General features: G+C 65.7%; 20 protein-coding genes. 8 read left to right on the forward strand and 12 right to left on the reverse strand.

The genetic code is table 11. The features are described 5' to 3' along the window. Positions 1 to 3: 3 nt before the first annotated feature. Together ACQPW1_RS28730 and ACQPW1_RS28735 are read right to left on the reverse strand one after the other, a co-directional pair. Positions 4 to 1,341, reverse strand: coding sequence for a MupA/Atu3671 family FMN-dependent luciferase-like monooxygenase (locus tag ACQPW1_RS28730; RefSeq protein WP_433654806.1), 1,338 nt, complete (start codon positions 1,339 to 1,341; stop codon positions 4 to 6). Continuing rightward, positions 1,338 to 3,035: a fatty acyl-AMP ligase gene (locus tag ACQPW1_RS28735; RefSeq protein WP_433654808.1), complete on the reverse strand. Its 1,698-nt coding sequence runs from the start codon at positions 3,033 to 3,035 to the stop codon at positions 1,338 to 1,340. Before ACQPW1_RS28735 ends, ACQPW1_RS28730 begins: the two co-directional genes overlap by 4 nt. Before the next feature lie 1,064 nt (positions 3,036 to 4,099). Here ACQPW1_RS28735 and ACQPW1_RS28740 point away from each other — a divergent pair. Then, entirely contained in the window at positions 4,100 to 4,768 is a 669-nt protein-coding gene (locus tag ACQPW1_RS28740) for a dioxygenase (RefSeq protein ID WP_433654809.1), read from the forward strand. 58 nt (positions 4,769 to 4,826) lie between these two features. On the opposite strand, the gene ACQPW1_RS28745 is transcribed toward ACQPW1_RS28740, so the two are convergent. Genes ACQPW1_RS28745 through ACQPW1_RS28775 form a run of 7 tightly spaced genes read right to left on the reverse strand, consistent with a single transcriptional unit; the run spans position 4,827 to position 12,665 of the window. After that, positions 4,827 to 5,846: an ABC transporter substrate-binding protein gene (locus ACQPW1_RS28745; protein WP_433654811.1), complete on the reverse strand. Its 1,020-nt coding sequence runs from the start codon at positions 5,844 to 5,846 to the stop codon at positions 4,827 to 4,829. A 15-nt stretch (positions 5,847 to 5,861) separates the two neighbouring features. Then, on the reverse strand, positions 5,862 to 6,701 hold the full coding sequence (locus tag ACQPW1_RS28750; RefSeq protein ID WP_433654813.1) for an ABC transporter ATP-binding protein: 840 nt from the start codon (positions 6,699 to 6,701) through the stop codon (positions 5,862 to 5,864). 11 nt (positions 6,702 to 6,712) lie between these two features. Continuing rightward, entirely contained in the window at positions 6,713 to 7,753 is a 1,041-nt protein-coding gene (locus tag ACQPW1_RS28755; protein WP_433654815.1) for a FecCD family ABC transporter permease, read from the reverse strand. Next, positions 7,750 to 8,751 (reverse strand): FecCD family ABC transporter permease, encoded by a 1,002-nt coding sequence (locus ACQPW1_RS28760; protein ID WP_433665362.1) that lies wholly within the window; start codon positions 8,749 to 8,751, stop codon positions 7,750 to 7,752. Before ACQPW1_RS28760 ends, ACQPW1_RS28755 begins: the two co-directional genes overlap by 4 nt. 14 nt (positions 8,752 to 8,765) lie before the next feature. Then, a complete protein-coding gene (locus ACQPW1_RS28765) occupies positions 8,766 to 9,587 on the reverse strand; it encodes a YceI family protein (RefSeq protein ID WP_433654818.1) in 822 nt (273 codons plus the stop codon). Continuing rightward, positions 9,584 to 12,181: an MFS transporter gene (locus ACQPW1_RS28770; RefSeq protein ID WP_433654820.1), complete on the reverse strand. Its 2,598-nt coding sequence runs from the start codon at positions 12,179 to 12,181 to the stop codon at positions 9,584 to 9,586. Before ACQPW1_RS28770 ends, ACQPW1_RS28765 begins: the two co-directional genes overlap by 4 nt. Positions 12,182 to 12,191: 10 nt before the next feature. Next, positions 12,192 to 12,665, reverse strand: a complete 474-nt coding sequence (locus tag ACQPW1_RS28775; protein ID WP_433654822.1) for a MarR family winged helix-turn-helix transcriptional regulator — start codon at positions 12,663 to 12,665, stop codon at positions 12,192 to 12,194. Positions 12,666 to 12,931: 266 nt separating this feature from the next. On the opposite strand from ACQPW1_RS28775, the gene ACQPW1_RS28780 reads away from it, so the two are divergent. The 5 genes from ACQPW1_RS28780 (at position 12,932) to ACQPW1_RS28800 (ending at position 19,186) form a co-directional block, all read left to right on the forward strand. Next, complete coding sequence (locus ACQPW1_RS28780) at positions 12,932 to 13,834, forward strand: ABC transporter permease (protein ID WP_433654824.1); 903 nt, start codon at positions 12,932 to 12,934, stop codon at positions 13,832 to 13,834. A gap of 11 nt (positions 13,835 to 13,845) precedes the next feature. Then, positions 13,846 to 14,838, forward strand: coding sequence for an ABC transporter permease (locus tag ACQPW1_RS28785; protein ID WP_433654826.1), 993 nt, complete (start codon positions 13,846 to 13,848; stop codon positions 14,836 to 14,838). Further along, positions 14,838 to 16,520, forward strand: coding sequence for an ABC transporter substrate-binding protein (locus tag ACQPW1_RS28790; RefSeq protein WP_433654828.1), 1,683 nt, complete (start codon positions 14,838 to 14,840; stop codon positions 16,518 to 16,520). The genes ACQPW1_RS28785 and ACQPW1_RS28790 overlap by 1 nt, the downstream gene beginning before the upstream one ends. Beyond that, positions 16,517 to 18,199, forward strand: a complete 1,683-nt coding sequence (locus tag ACQPW1_RS28795; RefSeq protein WP_433654829.1) for a dipeptide ABC transporter ATP-binding protein — start codon at positions 16,517 to 16,519, stop codon at positions 18,197 to 18,199. The genes ACQPW1_RS28790 and ACQPW1_RS28795 overlap by 4 nt, the downstream gene beginning before the upstream one ends. 258 nt (positions 18,200 to 18,457) lie before the next feature. After that, the gene (locus ACQPW1_RS28800; RefSeq protein ID WP_433654831.1) at positions 18,458 to 19,186 is read left to right on the forward strand and encodes a hypothetical protein; all 729 of its coding nucleotides are present in this window, start codon (positions 18,458 to 18,460) and stop codon (positions 19,184 to 19,186) included. 5 nt (positions 19,187 to 19,191) lie between these two features. Here ACQPW1_RS28800 and ACQPW1_RS28805 read toward each other — a convergent pair whose 3' ends face one another. Beyond that, positions 19,192 to 20,223, reverse strand: coding sequence for an LLM class flavin-dependent oxidoreductase (locus ACQPW1_RS28805; RefSeq protein ID WP_433654833.1), 1,032 nt, complete (start codon positions 20,221 to 20,223; stop codon positions 19,192 to 19,194). Positions 20,224 to 20,322: 99 nt separating this feature from the next. Here ACQPW1_RS28805 and ACQPW1_RS28810 point away from each other — a divergent pair, with 99 nt between their 5' ends. Then, entirely contained in the window at positions 20,323 to 20,796 is a 474-nt protein-coding gene (locus ACQPW1_RS28810; RefSeq protein WP_433654835.1) for an SRPBCC family protein, read from the forward strand. Between the two features lie 18 nt (positions 20,797 to 20,814). Here ACQPW1_RS28810 and ACQPW1_RS28815 read toward each other — a convergent pair whose 3' ends face one another. Next, a complete protein-coding gene (locus tag ACQPW1_RS28815) occupies positions 20,815 to 21,801 on the reverse strand; it encodes a helix-turn-helix transcriptional regulator (protein WP_433654837.1) in 987 nt (328 codons plus the stop codon). Between the two features lie 112 nt (positions 21,802 to 21,913). Between ACQPW1_RS28815 and ACQPW1_RS28820 the strand changes: the two genes are divergently transcribed. After that, positions 21,914 to 22,381, forward strand: coding sequence for a VOC family protein (locus ACQPW1_RS28820; protein WP_433654839.1), 468 nt, complete (start codon positions 21,914 to 21,916; stop codon positions 22,379 to 22,381). A 46-nt stretch (positions 22,382 to 22,427) separates the two neighbouring features. Here ACQPW1_RS28820 and ACQPW1_RS28825 read toward each other — a convergent pair whose 3' ends face one another. Further along, entirely contained in the window at positions 22,428 to 23,300 is an 873-nt protein-coding gene (locus ACQPW1_RS28825) for a TIGR03621 family F420-dependent LLM class oxidoreductase (protein WP_433654841.1), read from the reverse strand. Between the last annotated feature and the right edge of the window lie 132 nt (positions 23,301 to 23,432).

Consider the following 23,432-nt stretch of genomic DNA (forward strand, 5'->3'; position numbering starts at 1 on the left):
AGCTCAAAGAGAACGTGCTTTGTTCGCGAGCGTGGCCAGCGACTCGAGACTGTCGAGCACAGTCGACTCGGCCACGCCGAAATCGATGAGGCAGGCGATCTCGTCGGCGCCCGCTCGGTGCAGGCTTTCGACCATCGGCAGCGCCGAATCAGGGGTGCCGAACAGTCCGTTGGTTCGGTAGTACCGTTCGAAGGCGAAGTCCAGCACCTTGTTTCGCGACCTGTCGTCCAGGCCGTCGAGGGCCTCCGCACCACGACGCCACAGATCGACGGAATCCGCGAGGTAGCGCTTGAAAGGTCCCTGCACCGTCCGCCGCACCACGGCGTCGTCGTCGCCGACGAAGGTGTGCAGCATGACCGTGACCTTTCCGCCGGACTCGTGGCCGTGCCGGGCGCGTGCCTTGCGGTAAGCGGTGATCTTGTCGGCCAGTTCCTCGACGCTCTGAAAGAGCAAGGCGGTCAACACATTCGCGCCGAGCTCGCCCGCCATCTCGAAGCGCTCCACACCGCCGCTGCACGTCACCCAGGTGGCGAGGTCCGGCTGGATCGGGGTCGGGAAGATGCGCACCGATCGCGATTCACCCACGCCGTTCGGCAGCGAGATCGGCTCACCGCGCCACAGCTGCTGGACGCTCTGCATGCCGGATCGCATGACGTCGACCCTGGTGCGGTAATTGTGTTGCGCCAGTACGAAATCGTCGGGGTTCCAGCCCGTGGCGAACGCGACGTCCACCCGGCCGTCCGACAGGTTGTCGACCACCGACCAGTCCTCGGCGACCCGCACCGGGTTGTGCAGCGGCAGCACCACACTGCCCGCCCGGATCCGCACCCGCTCGGTGATCGCCGCCAGCGCCGCACCGAGGACGGCGGGGTTCGGGTACAGCCCGCCGAACTTGTGGAAATGCCGCTCCGGCAACCAGATCGAGGTGAAGTCGTGCGCGTCGGCGAAGCGGGCGCTGTCGAACAACAGCCGGTAGCGCTGCGCACCGGAATGCTGCGCGTCGCTGGCGAAGAAGAACAGACCGAACTCGATGCCCGTACCGACCTGCGAAGACTGCACGGTCGAGCCGCTCGTCGCCGCGACGACCCGGACGCCGGGGTCACGATGTCGGGCAACCTCCTCGACCACGTCGGCGATACACATGCCGCCGTAGATGTCTTCGGCGGATACCTCGACGCCGAATCGGTCCTCGAGGATCGTCAGCAGCTCGGCGGCCCTGACCGAGTCGAGACCGAGTGCGGTGAGCGGTGTCCGCGGGTCCACGGACTCGAGTCCTAGGCGCTGCCTCGCCCATTCCAGGAAGAAGGTCGTGGTGTCGGCGTCGCCCCGCGGCTCGCTCATATGGCCCTCGATTCGGACTCGTTGACGTACAAGTGGCGCAGGTGCGATCGACGGATCTTGCCGCTGGTCGTTTTCAGCACCTTGCCCTTGTCGACGAAGATCACTCGATACAGCGATACGGCGTGGTCCCGACTGACCGCCGATCTGATCGACTCCTCCAGGGCGGCGACGCTGTCGTTCGCGATTTCCTCGTCGAGTTCTTGTACGACGATCAGACGCTCTTCGCCGTTTATCTCGGTCGACAGTGCGGCGCAGCCACCACGGCGAAGTCTGGGATGGGTGGACTCGATACTCCACTCGATATCCTGCGGGAACAAGTTGCGCCCGTTGATGATCATGACTTCTTTGAGGCGGCCGCAGACAAAGAGATGCTCGTCGACCATGAATCCGAGATCGCCGGTACGCAGATACGGTGTTCCCTCCGCATTCGCGATCTCTGCCGAGAATGCCTGGTCGCTCTCCTCGGTTTTGTTCCAGTAGCCCGAAGTGACGCTTTCACCGCACAGCCAGATTTCGCCGACCCGCCCTGGATCCGATCGTCGAAGTGTCTCGGGATCGATCAGCACCGCGGTGCCCGCTCCGACCGGCCCCAGATCGACCAGTTCTCGACCATTCGACTGTTCCACGGCGAAGCCCTTTTCCAGTTCCTCGCTCGCGAACGAACGCGTGCGCAGGCCCGAGCCGACGGGTCCACCACTCACATACAAAGTCGCCTCGGCCAGCCCGTAGCCGGGGAAGAAACTCTCCGGGCGGAATCCGCTCACGGCGAACTTGTCGGCAAAGGTCCGCAGGACAATCGGATTGACCGGTTCGGCACCGACGAAGGCAACATCCCACTGCGACAGATCCAGCTGCTCGGCATCCGCGCGGGAAACTCGCTCGGCGCAAATTCCATATGCCAGATTAGGCCCGCCCGCAGTGGTATTCGCGTTCTCCGATATCGCACGCAACCAGACGAGCGGATTACGCAGGAATGTCAACGGCGACATGAGCGTCACGGGATATCCGACGAAGAGCGGCGAGAGAATGCCCAGAATCATGCCCATGTCATGCGACGGCGGCAGCCAATGGACGGCCGAGCTGCGCTCGGTGTGGCCGAAGGCGCGCCGTTGACACTCCAGGTTGTGCATGAGGTTGCGGTGACGCACCACAACACCTTTCGGGAATCCGGTGGAACCCGAGGTGTACTGCAGGTGTGCCACGTCATCGGCCGAGGGGGGCGGCGTGTCGAGCGGCCGCCAGGAGCTGCCGTCTTCGGTCGACGCGCTGTCGATGATCTTCTCGTCGGGCCAACCGAGCAGGTCACGAGCCACGGACGCGACGGACTGCGGCGCGATGACAGCAACGGCGCCACTGTCTCGCGCGATCGCCAGCACCGTGTCGGAATGTCGTTGCGAGGTCGGCACATACAGCGGCACGGCGACGCGTCGGATCAGCAGACAGGCGAAGAATGCGTGCACCATGTCGAGGCTCGGTGGACAGAGCAGCAGGATTCGATCGCCCGGCGCACTGATTTCCTGCAACCGGGCCGCCAAGCCGACCACGCGACCCAGCAGGAGTGCGTAATCCTCGACTTCGCGGTGACCGCGTCCGTCGAGAAACGTATAAGCGACTCGCGTGGGTTGTTCGGCAGCGCGACTCACCAGGATGTCCGCCAGAGTCGACGGGCGCCCCGATAGTTGTTGGTAACTCATCGACCTTCGACCTCCCAATTCAGCGATAGCCACACTGGACGAACGATATTCAGGCCTGCAGCAGGCACCCCGACAGCGGGTGCGGACGTGCTCCGTGCGCAGAACATCCTTGCACAGATCCGATCGTCCGAGCGACGCTCGAAATTGGTCTTGTGACCATGTCTACCGGACCCGAAGACCGAGCCGAGCCCGGTCAGCATTCGAATGTCACCATCTCCGACATCGAAAATCGTTACGCCACTATGGGTTACCAGCCCCGCGCGCCCTCGATTCGCTTCGGTTGAAAGTCTCGGAAAACATGGCATGAGCGGCGCAATGGGACAGCGGGGCGGATCGGGCTGATGCGTAGCACGTGTTCTCCTTTCATCGTGAGGCACAACGGCAGTGGTCGAGTGTTCCTCCTAGTTCGTCGCCGCGCGTGTCGCGGATGGGTCGAGTTCGATGACGAATCCACAAAGCTGCGGTGAGCAGTTCTGATGCACACATCAGGGGAATTGGCCCGCTTTCCCGAACGTGTCACTGTCGGTGTTATCCGATCGTTGTCGAGAACTCGGTGACGAAGACTTCCGCCGGTGACGGCGCGATACTCGGGTCGCTATAGCGCAATTCTTCACGTTCCCATGGATTTCGAAGCTCGTGATGTCCAGAGGCGCAACCAAAGGGTCGGTATCGATGGACTGCCGAGCGCTACGCGACAACTGGGGAGTCACTGTGGTCCGCACGCCGGACGCATGGCCATCGCCAGTTTCCTTATGACACAACGGATCCCGCCTGCGAAGAGACGTCGGCGTGCGCGCTTTATCCGGCGTCAGCGATCCAGACCTTGCCCGGCCGCCGTGCGCGACCTATCGTTTCTGTCACATTAGAGCTCGAAATGTATTCGCTGACAACGTGTTTGGAACAGCCCCAGCCGACGCCACGTGATGGACCGTCGGCGGCACGTCTGCGGCGAAGTCACCGCCAAAGCTGTCCGCTACCGCTGCCCACAGGCACACGGCGCGAACGCCGGATGCGAACCCCGCACACCCCGGCCCACCCCGTTTTCCCACGAGGAGATCAAGATCATGACGACCGACCATGCTCCGGACAACGACGCCGAACTCCCCCAGGCGATCACTCGCAAACGCCTGCTGCAACTAGGCCTACTGGCCGTACCCGCCGCTGCCGCGCTGACCGCCGCTGCCGCGACCAGCAGCGGTAACCCGGGTGAGAGCCCGCAGGCGCTGCCGGACGACCTCGAGCCGACACCCGCCTGCCACGACGGGGACGCGGCCACCATCGCACAGACCGAAGGCCCCTACTTCAAGCCGGACTCGCCCCTGCGGAGCGATCTGGTGCTACCCGGCGCGCCGGGTGTCCGCCTGACGGTCAGCGGCTACGTGTTCAACCGTTCCTGCCGCCCGGTGGACCGGGCATTGCTCGACTTCTGGCAGGCGGATAACGCAGGCGCCTACGACAACTCCGGCTTCAACTGGCGTGGCCATCAGTACACCGACGCGAATGGCCGGTTCAGTCTGTCGACCATCGTGCCGGGTCTGTACCCGGGTCGAACCCGGCATATCCATGTCCAGGTGCAGGCGCCCAATCAGCGGGTGCTGACCACCCAGCTGTACTTCCCCGGTGAGCCACGAAACAACACCGATTCCATCTTCGACCGGCGATTGCTGATGACGGTGCGCGCCGTGCCCGCGGGGAAAGAGGGGACGTTCGACTTCATTCTGAACTTCCGCTGACGAGAAGAGCCGAACTCCCCTGCACAGCAAGGGAGTTCGGCTCAGTGGTGCGAGACGCTCAGGCCAGGGTCTTGAGGAGGTCGTCGAGCACCCGCATCGCGCCGATCGGACCGAGTCCGAGGAACCACACCTCGTCGTCGACCGCGATCGCGTGCCCGGCCTTGACCGCGCTCGTGTTCCGCCAGATCGGGCCCGCAGTCACGGCTTTCTGGTCCGGTGAGGAGTCCGCGCCATAGCTCGAGTAGAAGATCCAGTCACCGGCGGCCTGGTCGATGTTCTCCTTCGAGATCTGCACCGCCAGCTCATCGACGTTCTGATTCGCCGGCCTCGGCAGGCCGACATCGCTGAGGATGACGCCGATGAAGGACTTGTTGCCGTACAGGCGAATGTTGCCACTCATGAAGCGCACGAGCGAAATCGTCGGTGCGCCAGGCAGTTTGGCCTTCACCGGATTCGCCTTGGCCTGATAGTCGTTGAGCAGCTTCGTCGCCTGCTCCTCCGCGCCGAGTGCGGCGCCGACCAGCAGGAAGTTCTCTTTCCACGGGAAGCCCGGCCGGATGGAGAACACGGTCGGCGCGATCGCGGACAACTGCGGATACAGATCGTTGACGCGCAACTTGCTGCCCAGGATCAGGTCCGGTTTCAAGGACGCGATCTTCTCGAGGTCGAGCGTGTTGGTCGGACCGACCGTCGCGATGTTCTGCACGCGGTCGGCCAGATACGACGGCACCCCCTGCTGTCCGGCCGTGGTGGCCATGCCGACCGGTGTCACACCGAGCGCGAGGACGTCGTCCAACTCGCCGGAGTCGAGAACGATTACCCGCGTTGGCTTTTTCTCGATCCGAGTCAGACCCATGGCCTGCGTGACCGTGCGCGGAAACACCCCGGGCCCGACGTCCGCCTTGAGTTTCTCGGTCTCGGTATCGGCGGTGGCGAACTGTGCGCCACCGGTGGCGACATTCTTGTCACCGTGACCGGTATCGCCCGCGCTCGCGGGGGTGGTGGCGGGATCGGACCCGCACGCGGCGAGCAGCGCGACGGCGGCCACCGCGACCACCGCTTTCGTCCATCGGACCATTCTGTGCTTCCTTTCCTAAGACCGGGTTGCGGGCGCGGCGGCCCGGCCGGAGCGATGCCGTCCGATCGGGACGACCATCGGGGTACCGGACACGGGGTCCGGGATGATCTGGGACGGCATGCCGAAGACGTCCTCGACCAATTCCGCGGTGAGGATGTCCGATGGCGCGCCCTCGCAGGCGATCCGGCCGCTCTTCATGGCGATGAGGTGATCGCCGTAGCGGGCAGCCAGATTGAGGTCGTGCATCACGATCACCACCGTGGTGCCGTCGATCTTGTTGAGGTCCGCGAGCAGGTCGAGGACCTCCACCTGGTGGGCGATATCGAGGAAGGTGGTCGGCTCGTCCAGCAGCATGATCGGGGTTCGCTGGGCCAGCGCCATGGCGATCCACACCCGCTGCCGCTGACCGCCGGAGAGTTCGTCGACCGAGCGCGCCGCCAGCTCGACGGTGTCGGTGACCTGCAGTGCACGCGCCACCGCCGCGTCGTCGTCGGGCGACCATCGGCGAAACATGCCCTGATGTGGATAGCGACCGCGACCGACCAGGTCCGCGACGGTGATGCCCTCGGGCGCGACCGGCGACTGTGGCAGCAGCCCCAGCACCCGCGCGACATCCTTGCTGCGCAACGAGGAGATCGGCTCGCCGCCCAGATAGACCGCGCCGTGGGCGGGTGCGAGCAGCCGCGCCAGGCCGCGCAGCAAGGTCGATTTCCCGCACGCGTTGGTGCCGACGATCATCGTGACCCGGCCCTCGGGGATCCGCACCGTGAGGTCGTCCACGATCGTCACCGGGCCATAGCCGAGCCGCAGGTGCTCGGTGTGCAGAGTTGGTGTCACGCTATCCCTTTCAGACACGCCCAGCCCCTTCAGACTCGCCCGGCGCGGTTGGCCGCGGCGAGCAGCCACAGCAGATACGGCGCGCCGACCGCGCCGGTCACCACCCCGACCGGCAGTTGCGCGCCGAGCAGATGCTGTCCGACGAAATCAGCGGCCAGCGTGACCAGCGCGCCGGTGAGCGCGGCAGGCACCAACGCGGTACGCCCGCCGCCGGTCAGCCGGGTGGCGATCGGGTTCGCGACGAACGCGACGAACGCGATGGGACCGGCCACCGCCGTCGCGAAAGCCACACTGGCGGTGGCGATCAGCAGCAACAGCAGCCGCGTGTACTCGACGCGCAGGCCCAGACCGGCCGCGACGTCGTCGCCGAGCTGCAAGCCGTTGAGCGCGGGGGCGAGCAGTACCGCGGCGGGCACCAGCACCGCGAGCGCGATTGCCAACGGCAGCACCTGGTTCCAGCTGCGGCCGTTGAGATTGCCGATCATCCAGACCAGCGCCTGCTGGGCGAGCGCGACGTCGGCCCACGTCATGAGGTACGACACGACGCTGGTCAGCACCGCGCCCACACCGACACCGACCAGCACGAGGCGAAAGCCGTTCACCCCGCCGCGCCGCGCGAGGCCGTAGATCAGCGCGCCCGTGCCGAGCGCGCCGATGAAGGCGGCCAGCGATAGCGTCGCGCCGGACACTCCGAAGACGATCAGACCGGCGACGGCAGCGGCGCTCGCGCCTTGGGAAATCCCGATCACATCCGGACTCGCCAGTGGGTTTCGGAGCAGGCGTTGAAACAGCGTGCCGCCGATGCCGAACGCGATACCGACCAGCGTGGCCGCGACCGCGCGCGGCAACCGCAGCTGGGTGACCACGAACGCGTCTTGCTCGGCGCCGCCACCGAACAGAATGCCCGGAACTTCGCTCAGCGGAACCGAATACGAGCCGACGGTGAGCGTCAGCGCGAAAACCACCAGCAGCGCGAGGAACAATGCGAGCGTGACCAGCCGTGCCCGAGTCGCGCCACCGCGTCGGGCGCGGACGACGGCGGCCAGCGCGGCCGCATCGACGGCGGTCATGTCTGCACCAGCTTGCGGCGGCGCACCAGCACGACGAGCAATGGCCCGCCGATGACCGCGGTGATGACACCGACCTGCACCTCGGCGGGTCGCGCGATGACGCGGCCGAGCACATCGGCGACCAACAGCAGGATCGAGGCGATCACCGCGGAGTACGGCAGTAGCCAACGATGGTCGGGACCGGTGATCAGCCGGGCCGCGTGCGGGACCATCAGGCCGACGAAGGCGATGGGCCCGGCGATGGCCGTCGCCGCGCCGCACAGGATGACCACCGCGAGCGCGGCGGTACCGCGGGCGACCAGCACGTTCTGGCCCAGCGCGCGAGCCACATCCGTGCCGAGCGCCAGCGCGTTCAACATGCGCGCCGACATCACCGAGAGCAGGACGCCGACCGCGAGGAACGGCACGGCCTGGCCGATGGTCGGCAGGTCGCGCTCGGCGAGTGAGCCCACCTGCCAGAAGCGGTATTGATCGAAGGTGGTGGTGTCGGTGAGCAGCAGCCCACTGGTCACCGACTGCAAGGCGGCGGTCACCGCGGCTCCCGCGAGCGCGAGCTTCATCGGCGTGGCGCCGTCGCGGCCGAGCGAGCTGACGAAGTACACGATCGCGCCCGCGACCGCGGCGCCCGCGAAGCCGAACCACACGTAGCCGGTCACCGAGCTCAGGCCGAGCACACTGATTCCGAGCACGACGAACAGGGCCGCGCCCGCGTTGACGCCGAGCAGCCCGGGGTCCGCGAGCGGGTTTCGAGTGGCGCCCTGGATGATCGAACCGGCCAGTCCCAGCGCGATCCCGGCCAGCACGCCGATCGCCGTGCGCGGCACTCGCAGTTCGCGCACCACGGAGTGATCGACATCGACGGGGTTGTAGTGGAGCAGGGCGTCCACCACGGTCGGGAACGTCAACGCGCGCGAGCCGACGGGGTGGCTGGCCGTTTGCGCCGGTGGGCAGCACCATTGGTGCCGACACGGCGCGGCGATCCGGGCGGGAACGCGCAGCCGCCGATAGTTCGCTACATCTGCGGCAGCTGCTCGCCCTGTACCACTTCGATATCGAGGTCGATCTTGACGGTGGTGCCGACGGCGGCGACGCCCGCGCGGACGAGGACGTTGTAGTCGATGGCGAAATCGTTGCGGTGCAACAGGGTTTCCGCGTGGAAGGCGGCGCGGACGCCACCCCACGGATCGGGACCACAACCGCCGTAGGTGACATCGAGGTCGATCGGGTGGACCTGACCGTGCAGGGTGAGTTCGCCTGCCATTACCCAGGTGTCGCCGCCGGTCCGGCGAAAACTGTTGCCGGTGAAGCTGATTACCGGGTATCGCTCGGTGTCGAGGAAGTCCGAGGAGCGCAGGTGGTCGTCGCGCATGCCGATACCGGTGTCGATGCTCGCGGCCTTGATTTCGGCGAAACCGGTTGACTTGTCGAATGTCTCGGCGATGTTCAGTCGGCCGTTGACCTCGGCGAAGCGGGCCTTGATGCTGGCGATGCCCAGGTGCCGTGCGGTGACGATCACGGTCGAGTGCACCGGATCGATGGTCCACGGCCCAGGCGGCGGGGTGGCGATCACACCCGCCTCCGGTTCCATGGTGATCTCACCGAGCCTGCCCCCGCCGTCGCCGGCGGCGCGGGCCATCTGCGCCACCGGCCGGAAGCCGGGGGCGGTCACGACGGCGGTGTACGTGCCGGGAGGTAGCGGCTCGGTGCGCGCCGACCCGGTGGCGTCGACGGCCGCCCGCGCGATCTGGCGGCCGTTCATATCGGTCACCGTCAAAACCGCATCCGGCACCGGCCAACCGTCCGCGGTGTGAATGCGCGCTGTCAGCCCAGTCATGGCCGAGCTGTTTCCGAGACGCCTGGATCCTCCGTGGTCACGCCGACCGCCTCCACATCCTCGTAGCCGAACCGCACATCGTGCGTGATCTCGTCACCGGCAAGGGTGACCTGGCTGGTCACGGGCGGATAGCCGCGGGCGACCACGGTGTATTGCCCCTCGGGTAGATCGCGCAGGACGTACTGGCCGTTCTCGTCGGTGCGGGTAGTGGCGATCGGTTCGCCGGTCGCGTCGAGCACCGTGACGGATGCGTCCGGCACCACCCGTCCGTTGGCCGAGGCCGACCCGGCCAGCACCGACATCGGCGAAAGCTCGACGTCGTGGTGCAGCAGTCCGCTGTCGGGCACGGTGAGCGTGATCGCAATGGGCCGCATGCGTTCGGCGGCTGCCACCAGGGTGTAGGTGCCCGAGAGCACGCCGTGGCAGAGGTAGGCGCCGTCCGCGTCGGTGACCGCGGCGCCGACGACCTCGCCGCGCATATCGGTGAGCGTGACGGTCGCGGCGGGAATGGGAGCATGGCGCCCGGCCGTGCGCACCACGCCGGAGAGTTCACCGGATCCCAGCAGCGTGAGGTCCAGCGCCTGCGGCTGCTCGCCGATGGTGACGTTCACCGCCGCGGGCTGCAGCCCGCTCGCCGACACGATCAGCACATATCTGCCCGCGGCAGGGGCGTCGATGCGGTAGCTGCCGTCGGAACCGCCGGTTGCGCGCGAAACCTGGTGTCCGCGTTGGTCGATCAGTGTCAGTGCGGCACCGGCTACCGCGTGACCGTCTTCACGATGGACGCTGCCGCCGATCGAACCGGCTTCTCCTGTGGGAGCGGAGAACTCGGCCGCCGGACGCGCCGCGGCCAGTTGCGTCACCGCCCCCGGACTCAGCTGTGCCCGGCTGCCGTTGCTGCGCCCGACCGCGCCGGCCAGCACCGGTTCGGGTTGGCTGAGCGCTTGGGCGGCACCCTCCCAGACCTGCGCCTCGTCCCACGAGTCGGCGCTCGCCGCGACCTTCTTACTCGGCTCAGGAGTCGGCGCCCCGGCATCTTGGAGCGGAATCTCCTTCATGAAAAGCAGGACCACACAGGCCAATAGCGCCACCGCGGCAGCGGAGTAGAAGACCCCGTGCAGGGAATCGGTGAAGCCGATCAGGATCGGCTGCTTTACCTCGCTCGGCAGTGCGGCAATACCGCTTGTGTTGCTCTGCAGGCTGTCGAGCTGGTCAGGCGCGAATCCGGGCGGCAGCCGCCCGCCGAACGCATCGATGATCTTGTGCGGCAACAGGTTGAACATGATCGTCAGGAACACCGCGACGCCGAGCGTGCCGCCCATCTGCCGGAAGAAGGTCGCCGACGCGGTGGACACCCCCATATCGGAGGGCGGTCCCGCGTTCTGTGCCGCGATGATCAGCGTCTGCATACAGCCACCGAGACCGAACCCGATGATGCCGCTGTACAGCAGCGGCTGCCACACCGGGCTGTCGAAGAGCACCTGCGCGTACAGCGCCGCGCCACACGCGATTACGAAGGTGCCGACCACCGGCAGGAACTTGTATCGGCCGGTGATCTTGGTGACGCGCCCGGCGATCTGTGAACCGATCATGATGCCCGCCACCAGCGGCAGCATCAGCAGACCCGCCTTCGTCGGCGAATAGCCGCGCACCACTTGCCAATACAGCGGAACCATGGAGAGCGCGCCGAACATCGCGACGCCGACGATGAAGCCACCGGCAATGGTGACGCTGAACGTCGAACTCTTGAACAGCCGCAACGGAATCAGCGCCGCGTCCTTCATCAGATACTCGATGACGACGAACAGCAGCAGTCCGACGCCCCCGATCACGTAGCAGATGATCGCGCGGTTCGACCCCCAGCCCCAGCCGCGCCCCTGCTCCGCGACGATCAGCAACGGCACCACACAGATCGCCAGCGCCACCGCCCCGTACCAATCGACCCGATGATTCTGTCGCTGATGTGGCGTATTGAGCACTCGGAAGACCACGGCCAGCGCGATCACGCCGATCGGCACGTTGACCAGGAACACCCAGCGCCAGCCGTCGATCCCGCCGAGGCTGTCGTAGCTGGACAACCAGCCGCCGAGGACCGGGCCCAGCACCGTCGCGCTACCGAAGACCATCATGAAGTAGCCCTGATAACGCACCCGTTCGCGGGGCGGCACGATATCGCCGATGATGGTGAACGCCAACGACATCAGACCACCCGCGCCGAGCCCCTGGAAGCCGCGGAAGCCGGCCAGCTGGTACATCGAGGTCGCGAACGTGCACGCGGCCGAGCCGAGCACGAAGATCCCGATCGCGGTGAGATAGAACGGCTTCCGCCCGTAGATATCGGCGAGTTTGCCGTACAGCGGGGTGCTGATGGTCGCGGTGATGAGGTAGGCCGTGGTGGCCCAGGCTTGTTCGTTGAAACCATGCAGGCTGTTAGCGATCCGCACGATCGCCACGCTCACGATGTTCTGATCCAGTGCGGCCAGGAACATGCCGAGCAGCAGGCCGGACAGGATCGTCATGATCTGCCGGTGCGAGAGCGACGCTCGCACAGCGGCAGTCGAGTCCGGCGGTGCCTGGGTGGTCGGATTCGTCATATTTCAGAACCTATTTGGGGTCGGCGACACTGAGCGGGGTGGTTTCGATCGCGGTATTGAATCGGTCGAGCAGGTCGATCAGCACGGATCGTTGCTCGACAGGCCAGTCGGCAAGGAGTTCGGCTATCCAGAGGTTGCGCTGTCGGCGGTTGCGCTCGAAGACCCGCACGCCCTCCGCGGTGGCCGCGAGCACGCACGCGCGACCGTCTACCGGATCGGCCCGGCGCTCGATAAGGCCGTGTTCCACCAGGGATCTGGTCTGCCTGCTGATCGCGGAGATCTCCGAGTGCAGTTGATCGGCCAGCTTGCCGGTACGTTGCGGACCGTCGTGCACCAGGCAGAACAGCACCGCGTAGGCGAGCCGCTCCAAGCCGTCCGGCCCGTGCTTGGACAGCTGCGTTTTCGTCCGGTTGATCAGTCGCACGAACCGGACCAGCTGCGCGCCGAGCCGATCGGCGTCGTCGACGGCACCGGCAGCGGTCATCGCGATTCACCTTCTTGCGCACTACGAGACTTGCTTAGCTCCAATAACTAGTTGCTTCTGCCAACTATACATTCGACTCCACCGGACACGCCATGGCTTTATGCATGCCGCCGATCCACCGCGGCAGCCTGCCCGCCCACCTTGCCGCAGCTCCGGATCCACCTCCATGTGACGAAACACGCTGATAGAAAGCACTTTTGCGCAGTGCTGCCGAATTAGGATCGCGCTGATGGAATCGGTAGATCTCCCCTAGCTCCTTGCCTACAGTGACGCAGACATCCGATGAATTGAGGAGCTCGTTGCGGTCGCGTTGGTATCAGTTTTCAAGCGATCGCTGGAGCATGTTCGGCCTCATCGTGGTCGGGTTCTTCGTCGTCGTCGCGGCTTTCGCGCCGTTGATCAACGGCCTGCTCGATATCGATCCGTACACATTCCATGCCAAGACCCTGGACGCGCAGAGCGTGCCGTCCGGCAGTTTCGGCGGTGCGAGCGCCGCGCACCCGTTGGGTGTCGAGCCGTTGACCGGTCGAGATCTGTTGGCAGTCATCGTTGCCGGTACCCGGACGTCGCTGTTCATCGCGCTCGGTGCGCTGGCCATATCGACCATGCTCGGCCTCGTGATCGGCGTGACCGCCGGATTCCTCGGCGGCTGGGTGGATCGGATCCTCTCCGGCGCGATCAACGTGCTCTTCGGATTTCCGGCCCTGCTCTTCATGATCGCGCTCAGCGCGGTGCTGCCTGCCACCTTCCCGCGCCCGGTACTCGTGGTGTTCATCGTGGGCATCTTCGGCTGGCCCGGAATGGCGAGAGTGATTCGGGCGCAGACCTTGTCGCTGCGCAACCGTAACTTTGTCCGAGCCGCGCTGGTGATCGGAGTTTCGCCGCTGCATGCCCTGGCCCGCGAGGTGCTGCCGAATCTGCGTGCGCTGGTTGTGGTTTTCGCGACCACGAGCATGCCGGGGCTCATCGCGACCGAGGCGTCACTGTCGTTTCTGGGGGTGGGCGTGCCCGCGCCGACGCCGTCGTGGGGTAGGTCGATCGGCGACGCGGTCGCGTGGGTGCAAACAGATCCGTGGTTCCTGATCTTTCCTGGAATCGCCTTGGTCCTGCTGACATTGGGGTTCAACCTCGTGGGTGACGGTCTACGGAATGCGTTCAACCCGGCATGAGGTGGACGATCATGAACCGTCTACTGTCGTCGGTGGCGGTGAAGCTGCTGGTCGCGCTCGGCGTGCTGCTCATCGTCGCGTTCGCGACCTATGCGGTGTTCTACCTGCTGCCTGCCGATCCGGCTCAGCTCGCGTGCGGAAAGCCTTGCACCCCGGATAATCTGCTCAAAGCACAGCTGTATATGGGCCTCGACCATCCGTGGTACCAGCAGTTCTTCGACTTCATCGCCGGTGTCGTAGCCGGTCGCAGTTACGGGTCGGGCTTGGCGACGATCCACTGCGCCGCACCGTGTTTCGGCTACTCCTTTCAGCAGAACGAGACGGTGGCCTCGCTGATCTTCGAGCGCTTCCCGATCACCTTGTCCATCGCGGTCGGTGCGGGAGTGTTGTGGCTGATCCTCGGTGTCGGTGCGGGATTGGTCGCGGCCCGGCGACAGGGCAAGCTGACCGATCGAGCCGTCACCTCGTTCGCCGCACTCGGCCTGTCGACACCGACGTATCTGCTCGGTCTCCTGGTGGTGCTGCTGTTGGGGTTCACGCTCAACGTCATTCCGGTGAGCGGCTATGTGCCGTTGAGCTCGGGCGTCGTGCAGTGGACCTGGCACCTGGTCGCGGCGTGGGTCGTGCTCGCGCTCGTGAATGCGACCATGTACGCACGCATTTCGCGCAACCAGCTGATCGAGATCTTCCGCGAGGACTTCATTCGCACCGCGCGGGCGAACGGCCTGGCTGAGCGGCGCATTGTCTTCGGTCACGCGGTGCGCAACATTCTCGCGCCGATTCTGACATTGTTCGCGGTCGATCTCGGCGCGCTACTGGGCGGGGCGGTCATCACCGAACAGGTCTTCGGCATGCCCGGCCTGGGCCGCCTCCTCATCGATGCGGTCCATACCGTCGATCTCCCGGTAATCGTCGGGGTCACCATCTTTTCCGCCGCGATCGTTCTGGTCGCCAATTTCCTCATAGACGCGGTTCTCGGACTGCTCGATCCCAGGGTGAAGTGATGAAGAAACAATCGAAGTCGGCGCTCGCCGCCGCCGCGCTGGCCGTGGCATTGGCGGTAACGTCCTGCAATGCCAACCCGACCGACGGCGCCCGGGGCACCACCCAATCCGTCCCGGCGCAGAAGGGCGGGACGCTGCGGATCTTGTCGTCGAATACCGACTTCAACTTCGATCCGGCCAAGTCGACGAACTTGGCCATCACCTCGCTCAGTTTCATCGCGCGGCGGCTCACCACCTGGCAGGCCGAACCGGGCAAGGAGATGAAGCCGATCCCGGATCTCGCCACCGATACCGGCACGACCACCGACGGCGGACGCACTTGGAAGTACACCCTCAAAGACGGCCTGAAGTTCCAGGACGGTTCGCCGATCACCTCGGCGGATATCAAGTACGGTCTGGAGCGTTCGTTCGCGCCATTGCTGGCGGGCGGCTTCACCTACCACCGCACGTTGCTCCAGGGTGGTGAAGCGTATGACGGTCCGTACAGCGGCAAGTCGCTCGACTCCATCGAGACGCCCGATGTGAAGACGGTGATCTTCCACCTGAACAAGCCGTTCGGCGACTTCCCCTGGATCGCTTCGCAACCGGCGTTCACGCCCGTGCCGAGGGCGAAGGACAACCCGGCGACGTACTTCCAGGCGCCCATCGCATCCGGCCCTTACCAGGTCGAGAAGTTCGATAAAGCCTCCGAGGTTGTCCTCGTGCGAAATCCGAACTGGGATCCGAAGAACGATACCGTGCGGACGGCCGGTCCCGATCGCGTGATTTTCCAGCTCGGTATGCAGCAGACGACGATCAGCCAGGAGCTGATCGCCGATACGGGTGCGGCCAAAACGGCGTTCTCCGCCTCGTTCGTGCCCGCTTCGCAACTGCCGCTGGTTCGTTCGAATCCTTCGGCGAAAGACCGGATAGCCGAGGCCGGTGGCGGATCGCTCTATCAGCTACAGATCAACGTCAGCACGTCACCGCTCAACGATCCGAAGGTCCGTCAGGCCGTCCTCTACGCGACGGACAAGCAGGCGTTCCGAACCTCGCTCGGCGGTGAGTCCCGCGGCGACTACGCGACCACCAACATTCCACCGGCGATCCCCGGTTACCAGAAGTTCGACGCTTTCCCGGCACAACCGACGGGTGACGTCGAGAAGGCGAAGCAACTTCTCGCCGAATCGGGACACCCCAACGGTATCGACCTCGTGCTCGTGACCAAGAACGACGCGACGAACTCCGCGGGCGGTCAGGCCATCGAGGCAGGCTTGCGCCGCGCGGGTATCCGCGTCACCATCCAGGCTCTCGACAACGCCAGCTACGACGATGTCACCATGCACAAGGATGGCTCCGGCTACGACCTGGCGCTGGCCAGCTGGCAGGCCGACTTCCCCAGTGCCGCTTCGATGTTGCAGCCCAGTTTCGGCACCTCGGAGATCGGCAATGGCGGCTTCAACATCTCGCGCTACAGCAATCCGAGGGTCGATGACCTGATCGCGCGCGCCACCGCCGAGGTCGACCCGAAGCGGGCCGGTGAACTGTGGCTGGAGATCGACCGGATCGTCACCGGTGATGTCGCCAATGTTCCGCTGATCAACTCGGTGAACACCTTCATCTACGGCAGTGCCGTCCGCAACTTCTACGTGCCGCCGTTCCCCGCCTACCCGGTGTACTTCAAAGTCTCGCTCGCGCAATGACAACACCGCCGGTCCTGGCAATCCACGAGCTCGGTATCGTGATCAATGACCGAACCATTGTGCGCGACCTGAGTTTCGAGATCGAGCGCGGCAAAACCCTTGCGCTGGTGGGGGAATCCGGCTCCGGCAAGTCACTCACCGCCCTCTCGGTGCTCGGCTTGCTGCCGCCGGGCTCGACAACCGCCGGTACCGTGGCGCTGTCGGGAAAGAGCCTGTTCGGGATGAAGCCCGAAGCGCTCCGGCAGGTACGTAGGAGCGATGTCGGGGTCGTGTTCCAGGATCCGGCGGCGGCGTTCGACCCGGTGTACCGGATCGGGCAGCAACTGCGCGAGGTGATCCGCACCGACCGCAAATACACTAAGCCGCAGGCTGATTCGTTGGTGCTGGAGCTCTTCGACCGAGTCAAGATCAGCGATCCGGAGCGGGTGGCGGCCAGCTATCCGCACGAGATCTCCGGCGGTCAGTTGCAGCGCGCCATGATCGCGATGGCGATCTCCCGCGATCCGCAACTGATCATCGCCGACGAACCGACCACCGCACTCGATGCGAATGTGCAGGCCGAGGTGCTACAGCTCTTTCGAGAGCTGCAGCAGGACAACGACATCGCCATTCTGCTGATCACGCACGACATGGGCGTTGTCGCCGACCTGGCCCATGACGTCGTCGTGCTCCGCAACGGCAGTCCGGTCGAGGCGGGGCCGGCTCGGCAAGTACTCATCACCCCGCAGCAGGACTATACGAAAACGCTACTCGAAGCGGTGTTGCAGCTCGAGTCGCCGACACCGAGTTCTGTTACCGAGCAGGCGAAGCCGGTCATCGAAGTCGAGCACCTCACCGTCGACTACCGCAAGGCAGGTGCCAGGTTCACCGCCTTGCGGGACGCGAATCTCGTTGTCCGCGAACATCAAATCGTGGCCCTCGTCGGCGAGTCCGGTGCCGGAAAGTCGACGCTGGGCCGCGCACTGTGCGGGCTGGTCACCCCCGCCGCGGGCCGGGTCACCCTGAACGGTGAGCCGATTCCGGTGCTGCAGAAGCGCAGCCGCCGGGCCCTCGGCAAACAGCTCGGCGTGGTGTTCCAAGACCCGATGTCCTCGTTGAATCCGCAGCACACGGTGCTGCAAACGATCGAACTACCGCTGCTCGTACACACCACGCTCGACAGCAGACAGCGACGCGAACGAGCCGAGGAACTCCTCGACGAGGTGTCGCTCGACCCCGAGTTGATCACGCGCTACCCGCGCCAGCTCTCCGGCGGACAGCGCCAGCGCGTTGCCATCGCCCGCGCGCTGGCCGTCCAACCCGATGTCCTCGTGCTGGACGAGCCGACCAGCGCCCTCGATGCGGCCGTCCAAGCGTCGGTCCTGGCGCTGATCCGGCGGCTACAGTCCAAACTCGGATTCGCGGCGGTGTTCATCACGCACGATTTCGCCATCGTCCAACAACTGGCCGACCACGTCGTCGTGCTGCGCGATGGTGCCATCGTCGAACAAGGTCCCACCGCACAGATGCTGACCGAACCTCGATCGCCCTATACCCAGCGCCTGCTGCTGGCGGTGCCGGTCGCCGAACCCGCTGCGCAGCAACGTCGTCGGGAGCAGTGGGCACAGACGTACGCATACTCCTCCCCCTTGGTGTCGAAGGTTCCCAACAACATGATGGCCGCGCGACGCCCCTCCTGACGGTGCGGAAGACTCTCGACTCCCAATCTGGCCCAGATGCCTTGCCCGCAAGGGCTAATCACGAGAAACGTGGGTGGGGATTCCCCAGTCAGATCCCCAGTCAGTCTGCTTTATCTGCACCGTGCACTCTGCACATAATCGTTGTACCAAATCAGAAGCATTCGAATTTCGGATGGTTGGTTTGTTTCTTCACTACTCGCTGTCACGTCCGGCTCATTGCGGTCGTCCGTGCGCTCACGATATTCACGAGGAATGGTGATGAAAACACATTCGGCAAAACTTGTTCGTATTTCCGCAATCTCGGCTCTCGCCTCGCTGGCGCTTGCGCCCGCGCTGTTGGCGGGGCCCGCTTCGGCGGACCCGGTGACCGTCAACTTCAAGTGTCAGGCCAAGCCGCCGATCGGTTCCCCGCAGGAATCCACGATGACCATGCAGGTCACCGGAACCGCACCGGCTACCACGCCGCCCGGTGCCGCGGTGGCCATCACATTGGTTTCCGGCCAGGGACAGATTCCCAGCAATCAGGGCGGATACAAAATCAATTACGTCCGTGATCTGAAACTGATTGCCCCGTTCCCGACCAATTCCACCTATGTGTCCTCGTCGCTGTCCGGCGGCACCGTCAAAGCCACGATCGACACCAGCGGTGGCAACGCGGCAATCAAAGTTACCGACCGGCTCCCCGGTGGTTCGACGTTCACATTGCCGACACTCGGCGTGAACGTGACGGCCGGTAACTCCGGTTCGATCACGACCACGCTGGCCGGTACCAGTTACGCCAATCCGGGCTTGACAATGGTCGTCAACGCGCAAGCGGGTCCGTTCCCGGTAAACGTTCCGGTGTCGTGCTACCCGTCCCCGGTACCGACCTTCACCACAACCGCCATCACACCGGGCAGCAAGACAAAGGCACCTCAGCCTGCCGAACCGAGCCCGCCCGGCGCGTTCACGCTGCTCCCCGACCTCGGTCTGGGCAAGGCGCAGTAAACGCGTCAATCCGCGACGCGAGATTCGATGGCGATCAGTTGACGTAACGTCGACAGCTGGTGCTGGTAATCGCCGTCGAGTTTGACCAGCAGGCTGGTAATTCCGGCGGCGCGATAGTGAGTCAATCGCTCGGCGATCCGCGTCGGAGTTCCGATGAGGTTGGTCAGTTCACCGAGTTCGCGGGGAACGGCGCGGCGCGCGGCGGCTTTGTCGCCGGACTGCCACAGTTCGGCGACCTGCTCGATCGCCGTGCCGAAACCGAGGCGGGTGAAGGCATCGTTGTAGAAGTTTCGGCCGCCTTCGCCCATGGCACCGATGGTGAACGCGTATCCCTCGGCGTGTTTGTCGATCGCCTGGGCCGTCGTCTGGTCGTCGTCGGTGATCTCGACGGCGACCGGCGCTACCAGGTCGAGCTCGGATAGTGTGCGGCCGGCCTGAATTGCGCCCTCGCGCAACGGGTCCAGGAAGACCTCGGCGGCTTCGGGGATGAAGGCATTGCCGAGCCAGCCGTCGGCCAGCTCGCCGGTCAGCCGCAGGTTTCGGGGACCCATGGCCGCGTTGTAGATCGGGACGTGGGCCGGGCGAATCATCGGTTGCAATGCCCGCCCGGGTCCGTCCGGCAGCGGTAGTGGATAGATCGCACCGGGATGCTCGAGGCGTTCGCCGCGACTCACCGTCCGGATGATCTCGATCGTCTCGCGGGTGGTCTGCACCGGACGGCGAAACCGGACGCCGTGCCACCCCTCCATGACGCGCGGCCCGGAAACACCGATACCGAGGTCGAATCGTCCGCCGGAAAGCTCCTGCAGGCTCAGGGCCGACGTCGCCAACAGCGCGGGCGTGCGCGATCCGAGCTGAACTACGAACGTCCCCAACCGGATTGATGAAGTCTTGGCCGCCAGATAGGCCAGTCCGGTGAGCGCGTCATAGCTCCACACCTCCGCGACCCACAGTGACGACGCCCCGGCCTGCTCCGCCGCGACGGCGAACTCCACGGCGCCGGGCAGTCGTGGTTCGATCAGCACACCGATACGCATCGTGCCTCCTCGGCCATAGTGGCAATAGCGTATAGAGAGTTCGGATCGAAGCCGAAGGGAAGGGTGTGGATGCGCTATCGAGACTGTCCCACTGTCGAAGTGGCGGAACGGATTCCATGCGACGGCGAGACCGCCTGGGCCCTGGTCACCGACATCGAGTTGCCGGTACGGTGCTCTACCGAACTGGCGTCGGTCGAATGGGAGGGAACCGCGGACCGGGTCGAGCCGGGGGCGCGGTTTCGTGGCCGAAACGATCATCCTGCGCTCGGATCCTGGGAAACCGTCTGCGAAGTCGTCGAAGTCGAACCTCAGCGTCGCTGGGTCTGGCGAGTGCTCGGTCCCGACGACGGGACCAGTGCCACCTGGGCTTTCGAGATCGACTCGGCGCGGGCCGGGGTGATCGTGCGGCAGTGGGCGCGCATGGGTCCTGCCCCGTCGGGGTTGACTCCCGCGATCACCGCGACACCAGACCTCGAAGGGCGGATCATCGCGCGGCGGTTGGCGGAATGGGCAGACGGTATGCGCGCGAATCTCGCCTGGATCCGTGCTCAGGTCGACAGCGATTCCGACTGACGGCAGCAGTTCGGCGGGCTATCCGGTTCCCGCGGCACGGTCTGCGCGGCGGGACAGTTCGGCGAATGCCGCACGCAACTCCGGCGGGGTGATCACTTCGATCTCGGTGTCGAAGCGGGCCAGCGCTGCGGCGAGGGCGGCCCAGGACCAGGACCCTGTGGTCAGCTTGGTTCGGGTGCCGAGTTCCTCGACGATGCCGTCGCCTGCGAACGGTGCCACCTCCGTCGCGGGGAGATCGAGGATCACCTCGCCGCGGCAAGGCCAGGTGTCCGCGCTCTCGGAGCCCTTGAACTGGGCCGACAGGAAGACGGCTACGTCGCCGTCCGGCACCTCGCGGGGTGGGAAGCGCGGTCCGTTCGGGACACGCGGAGTCATCCGGTCGGCGCGGTAGATCCGCCAGTCCGCGCGCTCGGGATCCCAGCCGACCAGGTACCAGCGTCCGGTCCGGACCACGAGGTGGTGCGGCTGTACCCGGCGGGGCGGGCGCGGCTCGGTGTCTTCGGGGCGGCCGGGCGAGTGATAGTCGAACCGCAGTTCCTCTCCGGCGCGGACGGCGGCGCTCAGTGTGAGTAGGACACCGGTGTCGACCTGGGGATCGGCACCGCGCTCGGCCGCGCTGATCTCCAGTGCGTCGACGCGCTGACGCAACCGGGACGGCAGGACCTGACGCACAGTGGCCAACGCCCGCGCGGCCGCCTCCTCGATGCCCGCGCCCGTCCCGACGGCGATCCGCAGCGCCACCGCGAGCGCGACCGCCTGGTCCTCGTCGAACAGCAACGGCGGCACGTGGTGGCCCGCCTCGAGCCGGTAGCCACCATCGGGTCCCTTGACCGCCTGCACGGGGTAACCGAGCTCGCGCAGCCGGTCGACGTCGCGGCGCACCGTCCGGTCGCTGACGCCCAGCCGCTCGGCGAGCAGACCACCCGGCCAGTCGCGGCGGGCCTGCAGCAGGGACAACAGCGAGAGCAGTCTGCTGGAGGTCGTCGTCGAGGAAGCGAGGGGCATGTCTCCAGGCTGCCACGAGTAGCGGACGTTCCCTGTCCGGTACTGGTGACACCGTGAACTCAGTCGCCGGAAGTCACCGGTGACGAACCCACCCGTGAAGGACCGGAACACTATGTCGCTCAACGCTGTTGCCCACCTGAACTTCCACGGCCAAGCCCGCGAAGCCCTCGAGTTCTACCAGTCGGTGTTCGGCGGGCAGCTCACCATCGCCACCTACGCCGACTTCGGGATGCCCGCCGAACTGCCCGGCGCCACGAACGTCGTGTTCGGCCAGATCGTCGCCGACAACGGGTTCCGGGTGATGGCCTACGACGTGCCCGGTCAGGACGTTCCTGCCGTGCCGGGCAAGCCCACCACGCGTCGCGAGAACGGCACCACGATCACCGAGGAGCCGTTCTTCCTCTCCGTCGGCGGCGAGAGCGTCGACGAGGTCACCCCGATATGGGAGGGCCTCGCCAAGGACGCGACCGTGATCGAGCCGTTCGGGCCCGCTCAGTGGGCGCCCGCCTTCGGGATGCTGGCCGACCGCTTCGGTGTCACCTGGATCGTCGACGTCGCGGCCGAGGACAACCCGGCCTGATCTTCCAGGGGTGCGGCTTGTCCGGCCGCACCCCACCGGGCAGCGGCTATTTCAGCAGTTCGATGACCGGTGCGAATCGCTCCAGATCCGGTTCCACCACCGTGAAATAGGTGATGCCGTAACGCTCTCGGCATTCGCGCACGCTGTCGGCGATCTGTTGTGGCGTGCCCATCATGACCGCGGGTGCGGCGCCGATCTGATCGTCGGTGAATCCGGGCAGGAGCTGGCGCACCCGGTCACCCAGGGTGTCACGCTCCGACGGGGCGGCTACCGCCCAGACCAACAGGTTGAGTTCCACCCGCTCGCGACGCTCGCCGAGCAGACCGCGCACGTACTCGGTGCGTTCGCCGACCTCCTCCGCGCTTGCGGCCCGCATCAGACCGGACTCGGTGAAGGCGGCTCCGGGGAGGCCCACCACGTCGGCATGCTGAGCGGCCATGCCCAGCAACCGATTTCCCGATCCGGCGATCAGCACCGGCGGGCCCTCCGGACGAGCGGGCGCGGGCTGGTAGTCGGGGTCGGAGTAGAGCTTGCGCAGGGTGAGCACGGTCTGCTCGACGTGGTCGATGCGAGCGCCCGCGCTGGGGAACGGGATACCGGCGGCGTCGAATTCGTCCTTCACATAGCCCGCGCCCAGCCCCAGCTCGACCCGGCCGCCGCTGAACTGGTCCAGCGCGGCAACATCCCGGGCCAGCAGCACCGGATTGTAGAACGGGGTGTTCAACACGAAGGTGGTCAACCGAATTCGCTCGGTCGCCTCCGCTGCCAGCAGCAACGTCGGAAACGGCGCGGGCATGCCGAGATGATCCGGCACCGCGAAAGCGTCGTAACCGAGCGCTTCCGCGCGGCGCGCCTTGTCCACCCACTCGGCACGCGTGCCCGGGAACGCCATGTTGACGCCGAAGCGGAATTCAGCCATGTCTCATTCCTATCTTCACTCTGCTAGCTCGGCTATGCGCCGCCCACTAGCGACCAAGCCCGCGCGAGCGAAAATCCGCGGGCACCAATGGCTTGAAACACCTGGACCCACGAATCTATTGCGGGACGATGC

The organism is Nocardia sp. CA-128927, assembly GCF_050955855.1.
GTDB lineage: Bacteria > Actinomycetota > Actinomycetes > Mycobacteriales > Mycobacteriaceae > Nocardia.